This window comes from Paucibacter sediminis (assembly GCF_030254645.1).
Lineage (GTDB): Bacteria > Pseudomonadota > Gammaproteobacteria > Burkholderiales > Burkholderiaceae_C > Paucibacter_B > Paucibacter_B sediminis.
In genome coordinates, this window is record NZ_CP116346.1 from 2,997,280 (window position 1) to 3,016,645 (window position 19,366).

Annotated in this window: 16 protein-coding genes; 8 read left to right on the forward strand and 8 right to left on the reverse strand. The window is 67.2% G+C overall.

Going from position 1 to position 19,366, the window contains the following annotated elements; genetic code table 11:
• Window positions 1–72: 72 nt before the first annotated feature.
• Genes ugpQ through ugpB form a run of 5 tightly spaced genes read right to left on the reverse strand, consistent with a single transcriptional unit; the run spans window position 73 to window position 4,957 of the window.
• The gene (gene ugpQ / locus PFX98_RS13925) at window positions 73–813 is read right to left on the reverse strand and encodes a glycerophosphodiester phosphodiesterase (RefSeq protein ID WP_285231104.1); all 741 of its coding nucleotides are present in this window, start codon (window positions 811–813) and stop codon (window positions 73–75) included.
• Window positions 810–1,874 (reverse strand): sn-glycerol-3-phosphate import ATP-binding protein UgpC, encoded by a 1,065-nt coding sequence (locus PFX98_RS13930; protein WP_285231105.1) that lies wholly within the window; start codon window positions 1,872–1,874, stop codon window positions 810–812. Before PFX98_RS13930 ends, ugpQ begins: the two co-directional genes overlap by 4 nt.
• Window positions 1,875–1,886: 12 nt before the next feature.
• Window positions 1,887–2,738 (reverse strand): sn-glycerol-3-phosphate ABC transporter permease UgpE, encoded by an 852-nt coding sequence (gene ugpE, locus PFX98_RS13935; RefSeq protein ID WP_285231106.1) that lies wholly within the window; start codon window positions 2,736–2,738, stop codon window positions 1,887–1,889.
• 1 nt (window position 2,739) lies between these two features.
• Window positions 2,740–3,621 (reverse strand): sn-glycerol-3-phosphate ABC transporter permease UgpA, encoded by an 882-nt coding sequence (gene ugpA, locus PFX98_RS13940; RefSeq protein ID WP_285235592.1) that lies wholly within the window; start codon window positions 3,619–3,621, stop codon window positions 2,740–2,742.
• Window positions 3,622–3,649: 28 nt separating this feature from the next.
• Complete coding sequence (gene ugpB / locus PFX98_RS13945; RefSeq protein ID WP_285231107.1) at window positions 3,650–4,957, reverse strand: sn-glycerol-3-phosphate ABC transporter substrate-binding protein UgpB; 1,308 nt, start codon at window positions 4,955–4,957, stop codon at window positions 3,650–3,652.
• 296 nt (window positions 4,958–5,253) lie between these two features.
• On the opposite strand from ugpB, the gene PFX98_RS13950 reads away from it, so the two are divergent.
• Entirely contained in the window at window positions 5,254–9,180 is a 3,927-nt protein-coding gene (locus PFX98_RS13950) for a DUF3683 domain-containing protein (RefSeq protein ID WP_425334605.1), read from the forward strand.
• 6 nt (window positions 9,181–9,186) lie between these two features.
• On the opposite strand, the gene PFX98_RS13955 is transcribed toward PFX98_RS13950, so the two are convergent.
• Complete coding sequence (locus PFX98_RS13955; protein ID WP_285231109.1) at window positions 9,187–9,990, reverse strand: substrate-binding periplasmic protein; 804 nt, start codon at window positions 9,988–9,990, stop codon at window positions 9,187–9,189.
• Entirely contained in the window at window positions 9,987–10,958 is a 972-nt protein-coding gene (locus tag PFX98_RS13960) for a Bug family tripartite tricarboxylate transporter substrate binding protein (protein WP_285231110.1), read from the reverse strand. Before PFX98_RS13960 ends, PFX98_RS13955 begins: the two co-directional genes overlap by 4 nt.
• A 65-nt stretch (window positions 10,959–11,023) precedes the next feature.
• Between PFX98_RS13960 and PFX98_RS13965 the strand changes: the two genes are divergently transcribed.
• A complete protein-coding gene (locus PFX98_RS13965) occupies window positions 11,024–11,467 on the forward strand; it encodes an HIT family protein (RefSeq protein ID WP_285231111.1) in 444 nt (147 codons plus the stop codon).
• A 27-nt stretch (window positions 11,468–11,494) separates the two neighbouring features.
• Here PFX98_RS13965 and PFX98_RS13970 read toward each other — a convergent pair whose 3' ends face one another.
• Window positions 11,495–13,540: a M13 family metallopeptidase gene (locus PFX98_RS13970; RefSeq protein WP_285231112.1), complete on the reverse strand. Its 2,046-nt coding sequence runs from the start codon at window positions 13,538–13,540 to the stop codon at window positions 11,495–11,497.
• A 99-nt stretch (window positions 13,541–13,639) separates the two neighbouring features.
• Here PFX98_RS13970 and PFX98_RS13975 point away from each other — a divergent pair, with 99 nt between their 5' ends.
• The 6 genes from PFX98_RS13975 (at window position 13,640) to PFX98_RS14000 (ending at window position 19,347) form a co-directional block, all read left to right on the forward strand.
• Window positions 13,640–14,065, forward strand: a complete 426-nt coding sequence (locus tag PFX98_RS13975) for a gamma-butyrobetaine hydroxylase family protein (RefSeq protein ID WP_285231113.1) — start codon at window positions 13,640–13,642, stop codon at window positions 14,063–14,065.
• Between the two features lie 21 nt (window positions 14,066–14,086).
• Window positions 14,087–14,818 carry a bifunctional demethylmenaquinone methyltransferase/2-methoxy-6-polyprenyl-1,4-benzoquinol methylase UbiE gene (gene ubiE, locus PFX98_RS13980; protein ID WP_285231114.1) on the forward strand — a complete coding sequence of 244 codons (732 nt, stop codon included), beginning with the start codon at window positions 14,087–14,089 and terminating at the stop codon, window positions 14,816–14,818.
• 343 nt (window positions 14,819–15,161) lie between these two features.
• A complete protein-coding gene (locus PFX98_RS13985) occupies window positions 15,162–16,154 on the forward strand; it encodes an EpsD family peptidyl-prolyl cis-trans isomerase (protein WP_285231115.1) in 993 nt (330 codons plus the stop codon).
• Window positions 16,151–16,999 (forward strand): polysaccharide export protein EpsE, encoded by an 849-nt coding sequence (gene epsE / locus PFX98_RS13990; RefSeq protein ID WP_285231116.1) that lies wholly within the window; start codon window positions 16,151–16,153, stop codon window positions 16,997–16,999. Before PFX98_RS13985 ends, epsE begins: the two co-directional genes overlap by 4 nt.
• Before the next feature lie 12 nt (window positions 17,000–17,011).
• Entirely contained in the window at window positions 17,012–18,445 is a 1,434-nt protein-coding gene (gene epsF / locus PFX98_RS13995; protein ID WP_285231117.1) for a chain length determinant protein EpsF, read from the forward strand.
• 35 nt (window positions 18,446–18,480) lie between these two features.
• Window positions 18,481–19,347 (forward strand): polysaccharide biosynthesis tyrosine autokinase, encoded by an 867-nt coding sequence (locus PFX98_RS14000; RefSeq protein WP_285231118.1) that lies wholly within the window; start codon window positions 18,481–18,483, stop codon window positions 19,345–19,347.
• Window positions 19,348–19,366: the final 19 nt, after the last annotated feature.

Here is a 19,366-nt window from a genome sequence, read left to right on the forward strand (position 1 = left end):
AATCGGCGCTACCTCTGCGCTTCCGATCTTCCACGCTTGCACTTGAACTTCCGCTTGATGCCGTTTGCCGCCTCAGCCCACCGGCGAAAACTTGTCCACCGCGTCGGTGATGATGCCGTCCACGCCGTTGGCGCGCAGCCATCGGACGGCGGCCTCGTCGTTCACCGTGTAGACCAGCGCCCGCATGTCGGCCCCATGAATGCGCGCCACCGTGGCGGCGTCCATCAGGTTGTAGTTGCTGATCACCGCCTGGCAGCCCAGCGCCTGGGCTTCGTCCAGCCAGCCCGCGCGCAAGCCGTCCAGCAGCAGGCCGCGCGGCACCTCGGGGGCGCTCGCGCGTGCGCCACGCAAGGCCTCGGGCTGGAAGGAGCTGAACACCGGCAGGCTGGTCTGGCCGGCCCACAAACGCAGCACCTCGCGCCCCACCACCTCGCCGGTCTCGAACTCCTGACCGGGCGTGGGTTTGATCTCGATATTGAGCGCAAAGCGATTGGCGAGGATGAAGGCGGCCAGCGCCTCCAGGCTCATCAAGGGTTCACCGGCAAAGGCGCGGCTGTGCCAGCCGCCGGCGTCCAGGCGCGAGAGCTCGCTCCAGTCGCGTTCGGCGGCGCGGCCGCGCGCCGAGGTGGTGCGGTTCAGCGTGCTGTCGTGCAGCAGAAAGGGCACGCCGTCGCGGCTCAGCTTCACATCGCATTCGAAGGCGCGGTAGCCGTGCTGGGCGCCAAGGCGGAACGCAGCCAGGGTGTTCTCCGGCGCCAGCTTGCCGGCGCCGCGGTGCGCGATCCAGAAGGGCAGCGGGAGCGTTCTTTTCATACGCGTTGCGTGCTCTGGGCGTCGAACCAGTGCAGATGCTTGGCGCTCAGCTCCAGCATCAGCGTCTCGCCCACCGTGGGCGGCACGTGGGTGGCGTCGATGCGCAGGGTGAAGAGCTCGCTGCCCAGCCGCCCGTAGACCAGCCGCTCGGCGCCCAGCATCTCGATCATCTCCACCGTCAGCGGCCAGCCCTGACTGGCATTCCAATGGTCCAGGTGCTCGGGCCGCAGGCCCAGGATCAGCTCGCCATCGCGCGGCGCGGCGGCCGGCAGCGGCAGGCTGATGCCGCCAACGTGGAACATCGTGCCCTCGGCGCGGCCCTTCAGCAGATTCATCGGCGGCGAGCCGATGAAGCCGGCCACGAAGGTGCTGGCCGGTCGCGCATAGACCTCCTCGGGCGTGCCGATCTGCTCCATGCGGCCGCCGTTCATCACGATCATGCGCTGGGCCAGGGTCATGGCCTCCACCTGGTCGTGGGTCACAAACAGCGAGGTCACGCCCAGCTCGCGGTGCAGCTTCTGGATCTCCAGCCGGGTCTGGGCGCGCAGCTTGGCGTCGAGGTTGGAGAGCGGCTCGTCGAACAGGAACACCTGCGGGTTGCGCACGATGGCGCGGCCCATCGCCACGCGCTGGCGCTGGCCGCCCGAGAGCGCGCGCGGCTTGCGGTCCAGCAGCTGGCTGAGCTCCAGGATCTTGGCGGCCTTGTCGACGCGCGCCTTGATCTCGTCAACCGGCACCTTCTTGATCTTGAGCCCGTAGGCCATGTTGTCGAACACGCTCATATGCGGATAGAGCGCGTAGTTCTGGAACACCATGGCGATATCGCGGTCCGCCGGCTCGACCTGATTGACCACGCGCGGCCCGATCGCGATCTCGCCGCCCGAGATTTCCTCCAGCCCCGCCACCATGCGCAAGAGCGTGGACTTGCCGCAGCCCGAGGGCCCGACGATGACGATGAACTCGCCATCGGCGATCTCAGCATCCACGCCGTGGATGACCTGGTTGGCCTTGGGGCCGGTGCCGTAGCGCTTCACGACCTTGCGCAGGGAAATGCTTGCCATGTTCTTTTCTCTTTACTTCTCGGCGTCGACCAGGCCCTTGACGAACCATTTCTGCATCAGGATCACCACCAGCGCGGGCGGGATCATCGCCAGCATGGCGGTGGCCATGACGATGTTCCATTCGTTGGCCGCATCGCCGCCGGCGATCATGCGCTTGATGCCTATCACCACCGGGTACATGTTCTCCTCGGTGGTGACCAAGAGCGGCCAGAGGTACTGGTTCCAGCCGTAGATGAACTGGATCACGAACAGGGCGGCGATGCTGGTGCTGGACAGGGGCAGCAGCACGTCCTTGAAGAAGCGCATGGGCCCGGCGCCATCGATGCGCGCGGCCTCCACCAGCTCGTCGGGCACCGTCATAAAGAACTGGCGGAACAAAAAGGTGGCGGTGGCCGAGGCGATCAGCGGGATCGTCAGGCCGGCATAGCTGTTGAGCATCTTCAGGTCCGACACCACCTGGTAGGTGGGACCGATGCGCACCTCCACCGGCAGCATCAGGGTCACGAAGATGGCCCAGAAGAAGAAGCTCTTGAAGGGGAAGCGGAAGTAGACGATCGCAAAGGCCGAGAGCAGCGAGATGGCGATCTTGCCGATCGCGATGCCCAGCGCGCACATCAGGCTCACCCACATCATGCGGCCCACCGGCGCCTTCGAGTTCCCGCCGGTGGCGCTGCCCAAGAGCGCGTCGCGGTAGTTCTCCAGCAGGTGGCTGCCGGGCGTCATCGGCATGGGGGCCTGGACGATCTCCTGCGCCGTGTGGGTGCTGGCCACGAAGGTGATGTAGAGCGGGAAGGCGACGATCAGCACCCCCAGGATCAGCACCAGATGGGAGAGCAGGGTGAGGGCGGGGCGGCGTTCGATCATGTCAGTACTGCACCTTCTTCTCGACATAACGGAACTGCAGCACCGTCAGCGTGATGACGATGAACATCAGCACCACCGACTGCGCGGCCGAGCCGCCCAGGTCCATGGCCTTGAAGCCGTCGTAGTAGACCTTGTAGACCAGGATGGCGGTGTCCTTGCCGGGGCCGCCATGGGTGGCCGCGTCGATGATGCCGAAGGTGTCGAAGAAGGCGTAGACGACGTTGATCACCAGCAGGAAGAAGGTGGTGGGCGAGAGCAGCGGGAACACGATGGTCCAGAAGCGATGCCAGGGGCTGGCGCCATCGATGGCCGCGGCCTCGATGAGCGATTTCGGGATCGACTGCAGGCCCGCCAGGAAGAACAGGAAGTTGTAGGAGATCTGCTTCCACACCGCGGCCAGCACCACCAGGGCCATGGCATGGCGCGAGTTGAGCAGATGGTTCCACTCGAAGCCGAGCGCGCCCAGCGCGTACGAGACCACGCCGATGCTGGGCGCGAACATGAAGAGCCACAGCACGCCGGCAATCGCCGGCGCCACCGCATAGGGCCAGATCAGCAGCGTCTTGTAGACCGCCGCACCCTTCACCACCCGGTCCGCCATCACCGCCAGCAGCAGCGAGACGCTCAGCCCCAGCACCGCCACCAGGGCCGAGAACAGCGCGGTGGTCTGGAAGGACTCCAGATAGCTGGCGTCACCGAACAGCGCGCGGAAGTTCTCCAGCCCCACCCATTCGGTGGAGGTGCCGAAGGCGTCCTGCTGCTGCATCGATTGCAGCAGCGCCTGACCCGCCGGCCAGAAGAAGAACACGCTGATCACCACCAGCTGCGGCGCCAGCAGCAGCCAGGGCAACCAGGCGGATTTGAAGAGAACGCGTTTTTCCAGGGCCATGGCTCAGGTCTTGCTCAAGCGATCACAGCTTGGCCGTCTTTTGGAACTTTTCCAGTTGCTCGTTGCCGCGCTGGATGGCCGTGTCGATGCCTTCCTTGGGCGTCTTCTTGCCGGACCAGACGTTCTCCATCTCCTCGTCGATGATGGTGCGGATCTGCACGAAGTTGCCCAGGCGCACGCCACGCGACTTGTCGGTGGTCTTGCGGATCATCTGCGTCACCGCGACATCGGTGCCGGGGTTGGCCTTGTAGAAGCCGCTCTTCTCGGTCAGCTCGTAGGCGGCCTTGGTGACCGGCAGATAGCCGGTGCGCTTGTGGCTTTCCGAGGCCACCTCGGCCTTGGCCAGGTAGCTGAAGAAGGCCGCGATGCCCTTGTACTCGGCCGGCTTCTTGCCCGCCATCACCCACAGGCTGGCGCCGCCGATCACGGTGTTCTGCGGCGCGCCGGCCACATCGGGGTAATAGGGCAGGGGGGCGATGCCGCTGGCGAACTTGGCGTTCTTCTTGATGTTGGCGTAGAGGCCCGAGCTGCCGGTCAGCATCGCGCATTCGCCCGAGTAGAAGGTCGCGTCGCCGGTGTTGCCGCGGCCCTTGTAGACGAACAGGCCCTGCTTGGCCATGTTCGCCAGGTTCTCGATATGGCGCAGGTGCAGCGGGGTGTTGAAGGCCAGGCGCGTGTCGGTGCCGCCGAAGCCATTGTTCTTGGTGCTGAACTCGACGTTGTGCCAGGCCGAGAAGCTCTCGAACTGGGTCCAGCTCACCCAGGTGGTGGTGAAGGGGCACTTGTGGCCGCTGGCCTTGAGTTTGGCGGCCGCCAGGGCCACCTCGGGCCAGGTGCTGGGCGGCTTGTTGGGGTCCAGGCCGGCGGCCTTGAAGGCGTCCTTGTTGTAGTGGAAGACGGTGGTCGAGCTGTTGAAGGGCATCGACAGCATCTGGCCGCTGGGTGCCGTGTAATAGCCGGCCACCGCGGGCACATAGGCATTCGGGTCGAACTTGGCGTCGCCCATCTTCATCACCTCGCCCACCGGCACGATGGCGCCCTTGCTGGCCATCATGGTGGCGGTGCCGACCTCGAACACCTGCAGGATGTGCGGCGCATTGCCGGCACGGAAGGCGGCGATCGCGGCGGTCATCGATTCGTCGTAGCTGCCCTTGAAGGCCGGCACGATCTTGACGTCCTTCTGGCTGGCGTTGAATTCGCGGGCGAGGTCGTTGACCCAGTCACCCAGGGCCCCGCTCATCGAGTGCCACCATTGGATCTCGGTTTGTGCCTGTGCGCCGACGGACAGGCTGGCGATCAGGGCCGCGGCTGCGAGCTGATGTGCTTTCATGGACGTTGATGCTCCTCTCGAATGGGAAACCAGGCAGATTAGCCGCGCATTGTGACAGTTCACCAACTGGTAAATGTCATCCCGGGGTCAGTTCTTGCCCTGAATCAGAAGGCCGGCAAAGCGCCGGCGCGGGCCAAGGGTAATCGGGCTTGCGCGGGGCGTCCATGCTGCGCTGCGGTAGGATCAACGCCCTGCGCAGTCCGGGCTGCGGCGACTCGCTCCACGCCCTGCGCGCCACCCAGGCCACAAGCCAGCGGACCTTGCCTGCTCCTCGCTCTTTCCCTGCCCCCGCCGCCATGAATGCACCGCATCCCCTGATGCCCACAGAGTCCGCTGCTGCTGCCGCCGCGCACGAGGCCCCGCGCCTGCGCGAGATTCCCTACAACTACACCTCCTTTTCCGACCGCGAGATCGTCATCCGCCTGCTCGGCGCGCGCGCCTGGGAGCTGGCCAACTCGCTGCGCGACGAGCGCCAGACCGGCCGCTCCGCCCGCATGCTCTACGAGGTGCTGGGCGATATCTGGGTGGTGCAGCGCAACCCCTATCTGCAGGACGATCTGCTCGACAACCCCAAGCGGCGCCAGCAGCTGATCGATGCCCTGAAGCACCGCCTGCACGAGGTGGAGAAGCGCCGCAATCCGGCGCTGGACCCACAGCGCGACGCCTCGGTGGGCGAACTGCTGACGCTGGCCCAGGCCGCGGTGGCGCGCTTTGCCGCCCAGTTCGACGAGGTGGCCGAACTGCGCCGGCGTGCGACCAAGGTACTGGGCAAGCACACCGCCAAGGACAACATCAAGTACGACGGGCTTTCGCGCGTCTCGCATGTCACCGACGCCACCGACTGGCGCGTCGAGTACCCCTTCGTGGTGCTGACCCCCGACAGCGAGGCCGAGATGGCCCATCTGGTGAAGGGCTGCATCGAGCTGGGCCTGACCATCATCCCGCGCGGCGGCGGCACCGGCTATACCGGCGGCGCCGTGCCCCTGGTGTGGAAGAGCGCCGTCATCAACACCGAGAAGCTCGAGGCCCTGCGCGGCGTTGAGATGCTGGAGCTGCCCGGCGTGGGCCGGCCGGTGGCCACCATCTTCAGCGAGGCCGGGGTGGTGACGCAGCGCGTCTCCGACCTGGCCGAGCAGCATGGCTATGTGTTCGCGGTGGACCCCACCAGCGCCGAGGCCTCCTGCATCGGCGGCAATGTGGCGATGAACGCCGGCGGCAAGAAGGCCGTGCTGTGGGGCACGGCGCTGGACAATCTGGCCTCCTGGAAGATGGTCACGCCGGATGCCAAGTGGCTGGAGGTCATTCGCCTCAACCACAACCTGGGCAAGATCCACGACGTCGAGATGGCCAGCTTCGAGCTGCGCTATTTCGATGCCTCGGGCAAGAAGCTGGAGCGCAGCGAGCGCCTGGACATCCCCGGCCGCACCTTCCGCAAGGAGGGCCTGGGCAAGGACGTCACCGACAAATTCCTCGCCGGCCTGCCCGGCATCCAGAAGGAAGGCTGCGACGGCCTCATCACCAGCGCGCGCTGGATCGTGCACCGCATGCCCAAGCATGTGCGCACCGTCTGCCTGGAGTTCTTCGGCAACCCGAAGGACTGCGTGCCCTCCATCGTCGACATCAAGGACTACATGTTCTCGCTGGCCACCCAGGCGGGCGGCGCGAACACCGATGCCGAGGGTGCCGGCGCTACGCCGGTGCTGCTGGCGGGCCTGGAGCATCTGGACGACCGCTACCTGAAGGCGGTGGGCTATGCCACCAAGAGCAAGCGCGGCGGCCTGCCCAAGATGGTGCTGGTGGGCGACATCGTTGGCGACGACGAGGATGCGGTGGCGCGCGCCACCTCCGAGGTGGTGCGCCTGGCCAATGGCCGCAGCGGCGAGGGCTTTGTGGCCGTCTCGGCCGACGCGCGCAAGAAGTTCTGGCTCGATCGCAAGCGCACCGCGGCGATCTCCAAGCACACCAATGCCTTCAAGGTGAACGAGGACGTGGTGATCCCGCTGGAGCGCATGGGCGAGTACACCCTGGGCATCGAGCGCATCAATATCGAGCTAAGTCTGCGCAACAAGCTGGCCCTGGTGGAGGCCCTGCAGGCCTTCTTCACGCAAGGCAAGCTGCCGCTGGGCAAGAGCGACGACGCCAGCGAGATCCCCAGCGCCGAGCTGCTGGAAGACCGCGTGCAGCAGGCGCTGGCGCTGCTGAACGAAATCGGCCACCGCTGGACGCGCTGGAAGGACGAGCTGGATCTGCCGCGCCCGGAAGAGCGCAGCTACTTCGACCAGCTGCAAGACCACAGCCTGCGCGCCTCCTGGAAGACGCAGATCTTCAAGCCGCTGCAGGGCATCTTTGCCGGCGCGGCCTTCGAGGCCATCCTGGCCGAGTGCAAGCGCATCCATGGCGAGGTGCTGAAGGGCCGCGTCTGGGTGGCCCTGCACATGCATGCCGGCGACGGCAATGTGCACACCAACATCCCGGTCAACTCCGACAACTACCAGATGCTGCAGACCGCCCATGAGGCGGTGGCGCGCATCATGAAGCTGGCGCGTTCGCTGAACGGCGTGATCTCGGGCGAGCATGGCATCGGCATCACCAAGCTGGAGTTCCTCACCGACGAGGAGCTGGCGGGCTTTGCCGGCTACAAGCAGCGCGTCGACCCTGAGGGCCGCTTCAACAAGGGCAAGCTCTTGCGTGGCGGCACCGACTATGCCGACCTGACCAACGCCTACACGCCCAGCTTCGGGCTGATGGGCCACGAGTCGCTGATCATGCAGCAGAGCGACATCGGCGCCATCGCCGACAGCGTCAAGGACTGCCTGCGCTGCGGCAAGTGCAAGCCGGTGTGTGCCACCCATGTGCCGCGCGCCAACCTGCTCTACAGCCCGCGCAACAAGATCCTCGCCACCTCGCTGCTGGTGGAGGCCTTCCTCTACGAGGAGCAGACGCGCCGCGGCGTCTCGATCAAGCATTGGGAAGAGTTCGAGGATGTGGCCGACCACTGCACGGTCTGCCACAAATGCCTGAACCCCTGCCCGGTGAAGATCGACTTCGGCGACGTCACCATGAATATGCGCAATCTGCTGCGCAAGATGGGCCAGAAGACCTGGCGCCCCGGCAATGCCGCGGCCATGTTCATGCTCAACGCCACCAATCCCGAGACCATCAAGCTGGCGCGCACCGCCATGGTGGGCGTGGGCTTCAAGGCCCAGCGCCTGGCGCATGAGCTGCTGAAGGGCTTTGCCAAGAAGCAGACCGCCGCGCCGCGCGCCAGCGTGGGCGCCGCGCCGATCAAGGAGCAGGTGATCCACTTCATCAACAAGAAGCTGCCCGGCGGCCTGCCCAAGAAGACGGCGCGCGCGCTCTTGGACATCGAGGACAAGGACTACGTCCCCATCATCCGCAACCCGGCCAGCACCACGGCCGAGACCGAGGCGGTGTTCTACTTCCCCGGCTGCGGCTCCGAGCGCCTGTTCAGCCAGGTGGGCTTGGCCACCCAGGCGATGCTCTGGCATGCCGGCGTGCAGACCGTGCTGCCGCCCGGCTATCTGTGCTGCGGCTATCCGCAGCGCGGCTCGGGCCAGTTCGACCGCGCCGAGCAGATCATCACCGACAACCGCGTGCTGTTCCATCGCGTCGCCAACACGCTCAACTACCTGGACATCAAGACCGTGGTGGTGAGTTGCGGCACCTGCTACGACCAGCTGCAGGGCTACAAGTTCGAGGACATCTTCCCGGGCTGCCGCATCGTCGATATCCACGAGTTCCTGCTCGAGAAGGGCATCAAGCTCGACTCAACCCAGGCCTACCTCTACCACGACCCCTGCCACAGCCCGATGAAGCTGCAGGAGCCGATGAAGACGGTGAAAGCCCTGGTGGGCCCCGAGGTGGTGAAGAGCGAGCGCTGCTGCGGCGAGAGCGGCACGCTGGGCGTGACCCGCCCCGACATCTCCACCCAGGTGCGCTTCCGCAAGGAAGAGGAGCTGCGCAAGACCGAGACGATGTTGCGCGAGTCCGGCAAGGTGGCGGCGGCCGAGAACCTCAAGATCCTCACCAGCTGCCCGAGCTGCCTGCAGGGCCTGACCCGCTATGGCGGCGATCTGCAGAACGGCCTGCTGGAAGCCGACTACATCGTGGTCGAGATGGCCAACAAGATCCTGGGCGAGAGCTGGATGCCGGACTACGTGGCCAAGGCCAACAACGGCGGCATCGAGCGGGTGCTGGTCTAGCCCGGGCTAGGGCAGGGCGGCGGCAGCGGCTTCGGCACCGAGGTAGCGCTGCACGATGCGCTGCAGGCTGCCGTCGCGGCGCATCGCCTCGATGGTGCTGTTGTAGCGCTCCACGAAGCCCGGGTCGGTGCTGCGCATGCTGAAGGCGGTGGGGGCCGGTTCGTCCGACACCATCACCAGGGTCTTGAGCAGCTTGTCGCTCAGCTTCAGGCCCGCCAGCTCGAATTCGGCGGTCAGCTCGTCGGCAATCACGCCGTCGATGCGGCCGCGCTCCAGCATCTGCCACAGGCCGTGCCGATTGCTCACCTTGCTCACGCCGCGGGCAAACACCTCATCACGCATCAGGGCGGCGTAGTCGGGCCCGTAGACCACGCCGATCTGGGCGCCCAGCCTGAAGGGGCTGCCGCGCAGCTCGAGCAGGCTCTTGAAGGGCCAGCGCGCCGCGTCGGCGCGGCGTATGTAAAGCATATTGCGCGAGTGCAGCGCCGGCGTCGAGAACCAGGCATAGGCCTCGCGCTCGGGGCGCCTGAAGGCGCCGGCCAGCACATCCAGATCGCCATGCTCCAGCTCCACCAGGGCGCGCGCGAAGGGCATCTCCACCAGCTTCACGCCGCAGCCCATGCGGCGCAGCGCCTCGACGTTGATGTCGATCTGCACGCCGCCGATCGCGCCGTCGGGCAGGCGCATGGAGAAGGGCGGGTCGTCGTTCCAGCGCAGCTTCTTCTCGCAGGCCGGCGCGGCCGCCCGGGCCAGGCCGGCCAAGCCGGTCAGCGCGAGCAGCAGGGTGGCGGCGACGGCGCGTGGGTTCATTCCGCCGCCAGTTTGCGCTCCTTGATCAGCGCATGCCAGGTCTGGGTCTCGGCCTGCACGAAGCGCGCCAGCGCGGGGGCGTCGCTGGGCGCCAGCTCCAGGCCGAAGTCTTCCAGCTTGCTGCGCACCTCGGGCAGCTGGATCGCCTTCTGCATCTCGCTGGAGAGCCGCGTCACCGCCTCGGCCGGCGTGCCTTTGGGCACGAACAAGCCCTGCCAGGCCGCCACGTCCACGTTCTTCAGGCCCAGCTCCTCGAAGGTCGGCACGTCCGGCAGCTGCGGGATGCGCTTCTTCGTCAGCACTGCCAGCGGCTTGATCTTGCCGGCGCGGATATGCGGCAGGCCGGCGGCGGTGTCGAGGATGGCCATCGGCACCACGCCGGCCATCAGGTCCTGCACCGCGAAGGCGGTGCCGCGGTAGGGCACGTGCACGATGAAGCTCTTGCTGCGGTCCTTCACCAGTTCCATCGCCAGATGGTGCGGGCTGCCGATGCCGGGCGAGGCATAGCTGTAACGGCCCGGGTTGGCCTTCACCTCGTCCAGCCACTGCTTGCCGCTGCTGAAGCCGGCGCCCGGGTGCACGGTGAGGATGAGCGGGAACTTGGCCATCAGCCCCACCGGCGCCAGATCGGCCGGCGCATAGGGCAGCTTCTTGTACATGGCGCTGTTGAACACCAGCGCGCCGTTGTCGCCGCTGAGGATGGTGTAGCCATCGGCGGGCGCCTTGGCCGCGGCGTCGGTGCCTATCATGCCGCCGGCGCCGGGGCGGTTGTCGATCACCAGCGGCTGGCCCAGCTGCTTGCCGAGCTGGGGCGCGAGCTGGCGCGCCAAGAAGTCCGAGCCGCCGCCGGCCGGGTAGGCCACCACCCAGCGGATCGGCTTGGCCGGCCAGGTTTCGGCTTGGCTCGCATGACCGGCCAGCGCGGCCAGGGTGGAGATGGCGATGAGACAGACACGGCGAGCAAGCATCGATGCGTTCCTTCCACGGCAGGCGGCTACAGTCGCGGCATCTTAAGCCGCCCGGAACGCCTGCCATGAGCAACACCACCCACGCCTGCCCCCTGTGTGCCGAAGTTGGCGGCCTGCTCATCGTGGAGCGCCCGCAGTGGCGCGTGGTGCGCGTCGCCGACGCCGACTTCCCGGCCTTCTACCGCGTCATCTGGCAGCCGCATGTGGCCGAGTTCAGCGATCTCGACCTGGCGGCGCGCAGCGCCTGCATGGAGGTGGTCTACCGCATTGAGCAGGTGCTGCGCCAGGCGCTCGCGCCAGCCAAGCTGAACCTCGCCAGCCTGGGCAATATGGTGCCGCATCTGCACTGGCACGTGATCGCCCGCTTCGACTGGGACAGCCATTTCCCCAACCCGATCTGGGGCGAGCGCCAGCGCACGCTGGCCACGCCCGCCGAAGCCCGGCTGCCCCTGCCGCTGGCGCAGCTGGACGACCAGCTGCGCGCGGCGCTGCTGTTCACCACACGGTGATCGGGAGGGGCTCAGGCGGCGCCCCGCTCACCATACGGTGATCGGGTCGGTGCTCACCATGCCATCGCCCGGCTTGCAGTCGAAGGCCTTGGCGAAGGCCGGCGAGTTGGACATCGGGCCCAGCACGCGGAACTTACCGGGCGAGTGGCCGTCGGTGCGCAGCTGGTTGATGAGGAACTCGGTGCGCACCTTGCCGCGCCAGACGATGGCGTTGGAGAGGAAGAAGCGCTGCTCGGGCGTGTAGCCGTCGATCTTCTCGGTCTTGCCGCTGCGCTTGAGCGCCAGCTGCAGGCCCTCGTAGGCGATCGGCAGGCCCGACATGTCGGAGATGTTCTCTCCCAGGGTCAGCTGGCCATTGATGGCCATCTCGGGCAGCGGGCGGTAGCCGCCATACAGCGCCACCACGCGTTCGGCACGCGCCTTGTAGGCGGCGGCGTCCTCGGCGGTCCACCAGTCCTTGAGCCGGCCCTGGCCGTCGTACTGGCGGCCGCGGTCGTCGAAGTGGTGGGTGATCTCATGGCCGATCACCATGCCGATGCCGCCATAGTTCACCGCATCGTCGGCCTTGGCGTCGAAGAAGGGCGGCTGCAGGATGCCGGCCGGGAAGGTGATCTCGTTGAGGCCGCCCGCGAAGGCGTTGACGATGTGCGGGCTGGTGAACCAGCGCTTGCGGTTGGTCGGCTGGTCCAGCTCATTCATCTGGCGCTGCGTGGCCCAGGCATTGGCGCGCAGCAGATTGCCGGCGTAGTCGTCCTTGGCCAGGCTCAGGCCCTGGTAGTCGGGCCATTGCTCCGGCGCGCCGATCTTGGGCACCATCGCGTCCAGCTTCTCCAGCGCGCGCTGCTTGGTGGGCGCGCTCATCCAGCCCAGCTCGCTGATGCGGCGGCGCATCGCGCTCTTGATGTCGGCCACCAGCGCGAGCGCGCGCTGCTGCGCCTCGGCCGGGAAGGCCTTCTGCACGAACAGCTCGCCCAGCGCCTGGCCCAGCGGCGCGCCGCCGGTGCGCCCGCCGATCGCCAGGATCACCTCCTCGTTGCGCGGCGCGGGCGCCTTCAGGCCCAGGATGGTGGCGCCGTAGTAGTCGTAATGGGCCTGGGCAAAGGCCTTGGGCAGGCGGTCGGCGCTGGCATCCAGCAGGCGCAGGCGCAGGTAGTTGCGCCAGGTCGACGCGGGCGTGCCGGCCGCCAGCTGGCCGACGCGCTTGGCGAACTCGGGCTGGCTGACGATCAGGCGTTCCACCCCACCCTTGCGCGTGGGCGTGCCGGTAAGGCCGTTCAGATAGGCCAGCCAGTCGAAGCCCGGCGCGGCCGCGGCCAGCTCGGCCGGGCTCATGGGGTTGTAGCTGGCGCGCGGATCGCGCTGCTGGGCGCGCGGCTTGGTGGCCTCGGCCAGCGCGGTCTCCAGCGCCAGCACGGCGTCCAGCGCCGCCGCGTCCAGCGGCGTGCCGGCGGCGGCCATGATCGCCTGGGCATAGCGGCGGTAGGCGGTCTTGATGCGCTCGGCGCTCGCGCTGGTGGCGAAATAGTCGTCGCGGTCGGGCAGGCCCAGGCCGCCGGCGCCCAGGGTCAGCGCCTGGCGGGTGGGCTCCATCGGGTCGGCGCGCACAAAGCCGCCCAGCGGCGCCACCACCTGCACGCGCGCCAGCTCGGCCAATAGAACGGGCAACTGGGTCGGCAGCTGCTCGGGCGTCTGCAGGGCGTCGATGCGCTGCAGCAGCGGCTGCAGCGCGCCCAGGCCGCGCGCCTCGATGGCGGCCAGATCCATGCCGCTGCTGTAATAGGCGGCCAGCAGCGCCAGGCCCGGGCTGTTCTGCGCCTTGGCGTCCTGCACCAGCTCGGCCAGGGCCTTTTCCAGCAGCGCGTCGTTGGCGCGGCGCAGGTCATCGAAGCTGCCGATGCGTGGGCGATTGGCGGGCAATTCGGTGCGGGATTCCCACAGCCCGTTCACATGGCCATAGAAATCGCTGCAGGCCGGCACCTCGCTGGAGAGGCCTTTCAGGTCCAGCGCCTGGGCGCCAAGCGTGGGCAGGAAGGCCAGCAGCAGGCCGGCGACGAGAGGGGCGGGGCGAAGCATTTTGTGCATCTGGGGTTCTGGTCAGAGGAGAGCGGTGCGGGCACCCTAGACCAGATCGGGCTCGGCAACCAGAGGTGATGCCCCGGCTACACTGACGCCATGGCCGGCCTGAACCGCAACTCCCCCAAGCCCACCGAGCTCACCGTGCACCAGCAGTCGCGCGTGCTCGAGGTGGCGTTCGACGATGGCGCGCGCTTTCGCATCCCCTTCGAGCTGATGCGCGTATACAGCCCCTCGGCCGAGGTGAAGGGCCATGGCCCCGGCCAGGAGACCCTGCAGACCGGCAAGCGCCTGGTGGGCATTGATGCGCTGGAGCCGGTGGGCCATTACGCCGTGCAGCCGCGTTTTTCCGACGGCCACGACAGCGGCATCTTCTCCTGGGACTATCTATACGAGCTGGGCGCCAATGCCGCGCAGCTCTGGCGCGATTACGAGGCCCGCCTGGCTGCCGCCGGCGTGGATCGCGATGCGCCGATGCCTGGCAAGGCCGCCGCCCACGGCGGCAGCTGCGGCCATCACCATTGACGAATATTTGAAGGCCCCATCATGAGCAGCACCCATTTCGGCTTCCAGACCGTCGACGAGCGCGAGAAGGCCAGCCGCGTGCGCGGCGTGTTCGATTCCGTGGCCTCGCGCTACGACATCATGAACGACCTCATGTCCATGGGCATGCACCGCGCCTGGAAGGCCTACACCGTGGCGGTGGCCAACCTCAAGCCCGGTGAGCGCGCGCTCGACATCGCCGGCGGCACCGGCGACCTGGCAAAGGCCTTCGCCGCCAAGGTCGGCGAGACCGGCATGGTGGTGCACACCGACATCAACGAGGCGATGCTGCGCCAGGGCCGCGACCGCCTGCTCAACGAGGGCGTGGTGCTGCCCACCAACCTCTGCGATGCCGAGGCGCTGCCCTACAAGGACGCCAGCTTCGATCTCGTCAGCGTGGCCTTCGGCCTGCGCAATATGACCCACAAGGACAAGGCGCTGGCCGAGATGTGCCGCGTGCTCAAGCCGGGCGGGCGCCTGCTGGTGCTGGAGTTCTCCAAGGTGGCCGAGCCCTTGCAGAAGCCCTACGACTGGTACTCCTTCAAGATCCTGCCGCGCCTGGGCCAATGGATTGCCGGCGATGCCGAGAGCTACCGCTATCTGGCCGAGTCGATCCGCATGCACCCCGATCAGGCCACCCTCAAGGCCATGATGAAGACGGCCGGCTTCGGCCATGTGGACGTGCACAACCTTAGCGGCGGCATCGTCGCGCTGCACGCCGGCATCAAATGCTGACAGGCGCAGCTCCGAGGCCTGCCTCCTAGGGTTTCTTCCCCCCGCGTTTGAGCGCCAACGAGCCGCTCGCGTGCCCCAATTGGGGCTATGGTTTGCGCTATCCCTGCGCTGGCAGGGGGTCACGTCTTGCGCCTGCGGGCGAGCCGCCGCTTTTCGTAACGCGCTGACGCCTTAGGGGGGTCAACTGTCATTTCGCAAAGCTACACTCGCTGGCCGAAGACGGACCGGGTGCTGCCTGTGCTTGTGCGCGGGCGGCCGTGCAGGGTTGGGGAGAGCCGGGCACAGCGATGATCACTGTGATGTTGGTGGCTCTGGGTCCTTTGGAATACAGAAAGTCAAAGCAATGAACTTGATGATGAAGAAGCAGGGCGCGGCGAGTCTGCGCGTGGCCGTGATCGCAGCGGCCGCCCTCACGCTGGTGCTGGCCGGCTGCGGCGACAAGAAGGGCGGCGACAAGGCCTCCCAGACCGCCGCCAAGGTGAACAAGGAAGAGATCACCGTTCATCAAATCAACTTCGTGCTGCAGCGCCAGCAAGGCCTCAAGCCCGAGCAGGCCGAAGCCGCCTCGCGCCAGGTGCTGGAGCGCCTGATCGAGCAGGAGCTGGCGGTGCAGAAGGCACAGGACCTCAAGCTCGATCGCGACCCTCGCGTGGTGCAGCAGATTGAGGCCGCCAAGCGCGAGATCCTGGCCCGCGCCTATGTCGAGCGCACCGGTGAGGCGGTGGCCAAGCCCACCGCCGAAGAGATCGCCGCCTACTACAGCGCCAAGCCCGCGCTCTTCAAGGAGCGCCGCCTCTACAGCCTGCAGGAAATCGCCATCGAGGCCAAGCCCGATCAGCTCGAGACCCTGCGCAGCAAGCTGCAGGCCGCCAAGAACATGGGCGAGTTCGTCGAGTTCCTGAAGGCCAATGAATTCCGCTTCACCGGCAACCAGGCCGTGCGCGCCGCCGAGCAGCTGCCGCTCGCCAGCCTCGACCGCATCGCCGCGATGAAGGACGGCGACTCCGTCATCAGCCAGGGCCCCAACGGCCTGCAGGTGCTGTTCCTGGTGGGCTCGCGCAGCCAGCCGGTCGGCGAGGACCAGGCCCGCCCCGCGATCGAGCAGTTCCTCACCAACCAGCGCAAGAGCGAGCTGGTGCAGAAGGACATGAAGGCCCTGCGCGAGGCTGCCAAGATCGAGTACGTCGGCAAGTTTGCCGAGGGCGCGCCCGGCGCGGCCCCGGCTGCCGAGGCCACGCCGGCGGCCTCCGTCGCAGCGCCCGCACCCGCACCCGCACCGGCCGCCAGCGGCCTGGACGCCTCCGCCATCTCCAAGGGAATGGGCCTGAAGAAATGATCGCCAGCCACGTCAAGCACACGCAGCGCCTCGGCGCATGCCTCGCGCTGGTCGGCGCCTTGTCGACCGGCGTTTTTTCTGCCGGCAGCGCGCTCGCGCAGGCCGCCACCACCGCCACGGCCGAATATCGCCTGGGTTCCGGTGACGTGCTGCGCATCAGCGTCTACCAGAATCAAGACCTGACCCTCGAGACGCGCGTCTCCGAGGCCGGCGTGCTGACCTTCCCGCTGCTGGGCACCATCCGCATCGGCGGCCTCTCGGTCACCCAGGCCGAGGCGCTGATCGCCGACGGCCTGCGCAAGGGCAACTTCGTCAAGAACCCGCAGGTCACCATCGTGGTGCTGCAGGTCAAGGGCAACCAGGCCAGCGTGCTGGGCCAGGTGAACCGCCCCGGCCGGTACCCGCTGGAGCTGGCCGACACGCGCCTGACCGACCTGCTGGCCAATGCCGGTGGCGTGGCCGGCACCGGCGGCGAGACCCTGGTGCTGACCGGAACCCGCAACGGCCAGCCCTACCGCACCGAGATCGACCTGCCCGCCATCTTCGCCCCCGGCGGCCGCGGCCAGGACGTGGTGATCCAGAACGGCGACGTGCTGTGGGTCGACCGCGCCCCGATGGTCTACATCTACGGCGAGGTGCAGCGCCCCGGCCCGATGCGGCTGGAGCGCGGCATGACCCTGATGCAGAGCCTGGCCACCGGCGGCGGCATCAACCAGCGCGGCACCGAAAAGGGCATCCGCGTGCACCGCAAGGGCAGCGACGGCAAGGTCCAGGTCATTCAGCCGGCGATGGACGAGCAGCTGAAGGATGGTGACGTGGTGTACGTCAAAGAGAGCTTGTTCTAAGCCGAGGTCAGCATGACGTTTGCGCAATTCCTTTCGATTCTTCGTGCGCGCCTGAAGGTGCTGCTCGGCGTGTTTTTCGGTGTGGTGCTGGTCACCCTGGTGCTAAGCCTGGTCTGGCCCAAGAAGTACACCGCGGTGGCATCGGTGGTGATCGATGCCAAGCCGGACCCGCTCAGCGCGGTGCTCTACTCCGGCGGCCTGAACCCCAGCCTCATCGCGACCCAGATCGACGTGATCCAGAGCGACCGCGTGGCCTACAAGGTGGTGCGAAACCTGAAGCTGGCCGAGAACCCGCAGATCCGCGAGCAGTGGATGGAAGCCACCAGCGGCGAGGGCGCTATCGAGCAGTGGTTGAGCGACTCGTTCCAGAAGAGCCTGGACGTCAAGCCCTCGCGTGAATCGAACGTGGTCAGCATCGGCTACAAGGCGCCCGATCCGCGTTTTGCGGCGGGCCTTGCCAACGCCTTCGTGCAAGCCTATCTCGAAACCAATCTGGAGTTGCGCGTCGAGCCGGCGAAGCAGTACTCGACCTTCTTCGACAGTCGCTCCAAGGAGGCGCGCGACAGCCTGGAGAAGGCGCAGACCAGGTTGTCGGAGTTCCAGAAGGAGAAGGGCATCATCGCCACCGATGAGCGTCTGGACGTGGAGAACGCCCGCCTGAACGAACTGTCCACGCAGTTGGTGGGCTTGCAGGCGGTGGCCAGCGATTCCGGGAGCCGTCAGGCCGCCGCCAGGGGTGCTTCCGCCGAGCGCATGCAGGAGGTTCTCAGCAACGGCCTGGTTGCCAGCCTGAAGGCCGACCAGGCGCGCCTGGAAGCACGTCTCCAGGAGCTCAACGCCAAGCTGGGCGACCAGCATCCGCAAGTGCTGGAGGCCAAGGCCAATCTGGCCGAGTTGCGCCTGCGCGTCGACGCGGAGACGGCGAAGATCACCAGCAGCATCGGCCTGTCCAACAGCATCAACCAGCAGCGCGTCGGCGAGCTGCGCGCCGCCCTGGAGGCCCAGCGTTCCAAGGTGTTGCAGATGAAGGCCGTGCGCGACGAAGGCGCCGTGATCCAGCGCGACGTCGAGAACGCCCAGCGTACCTATGACCAGATCCTGCAGCGTCTGAACCAGACGACGCTGGAGAGCCAGGCGAATCAGAGCAATGTCAGCGTGCTCACGCAGGCCGTGCCGCCCACCGAGCCGACCTCGCCGAAGTTGCTGCTCAATATGATCATTGCGGTGTTTGGCGGCACCCTGCTGGGCGCCGGTGTGGTACTGGTGCTGGAACTGCTCGATCGCCGCGTACGCAACGTCGAAGACATCGTGCTGGCGTCGGGCCTGCCCATCGTGGGCGTGCTCCCCAAGCCCAATGCGCGCCGCCTGTTCGGCCGCGCCGCCAAAGCCAATCTGCTGCAGCAGCGCCTGCTGGGCCATCTGCCAAGCGCCGGGAAGGGTGCATGAACATGACACAGCTGCACGAAGAGGGAGTCAAGACCGTGAGCGCAAAACCGGCGGCGGCGAGCCTGCACGACCGATCCATCGGCGACATCATCCGCGATGCGCGCAATCTCTCGGCTGCCGAGGTCGAGAAGGTGTTGGCCTATCAGCGCGACAAGGGCTTGCGCTTTGGTGAGGCCGCCGTTGCGCTGGGCCTGGCCAGCGAGGACGACGTGCTCAGCGCCTTGGCGCAGCAGTTCCATTACCCCTTGGCCACGGCCGAGCGGCGCGTCTCCAGCCCGGAGCTGGTGACCTTGAACCAGCCCTTCTCGGTGCAGGCCGAGGCGATGCGTGCGATGCGCAGCCAGATCACCATGCGCTGGAACAACGACGCCACCCTGGCGCGCCACGGCTTGGCCGTGATCAGCCCGCAGACCGGTGATGGCAAGACCTTCTTCGCCGCCAATCTGGCGGTGGCCCTGGCGCAGTTGGGCGGCCGCACGCTGCTGGTCGACGCCGACCTGCGCGGCCCGCGCCAGCACGAGGTGTTCTGCATCCCCAACGCGGTGGGCCTGTCGACGGTCTTGTCCGGGCGCGCCGAGGGGCATGTCATCCAGGCCGTTGAGGGCGTGACCAGCCTGTTCGTGCTGCCGGGTGGCCCGATCCCACCCAACCCCTTGGAGCTGATCGAGCGGCCGGCCTTCGGCCTGCTGATGCGCGAGTTGTGCGCCAAGTTCGATCATGTGGTGGTCGACACCGCCGCGGGCAGCCTGGGTGCCGATGCCTGCATGGTGGCGGCACGCTGCGGTGCGGCCCTGGTGTTGACGCGCAAGGACGCCAGCAAGGTCGATGATCTGCAGGATCTGGTGGCCAGCCTGTCCGGCAGCTCGGTGCAACTGGTCGGCGCCATCCTCAACGAACACTGAATTGCGCGCTCCCCGTGAG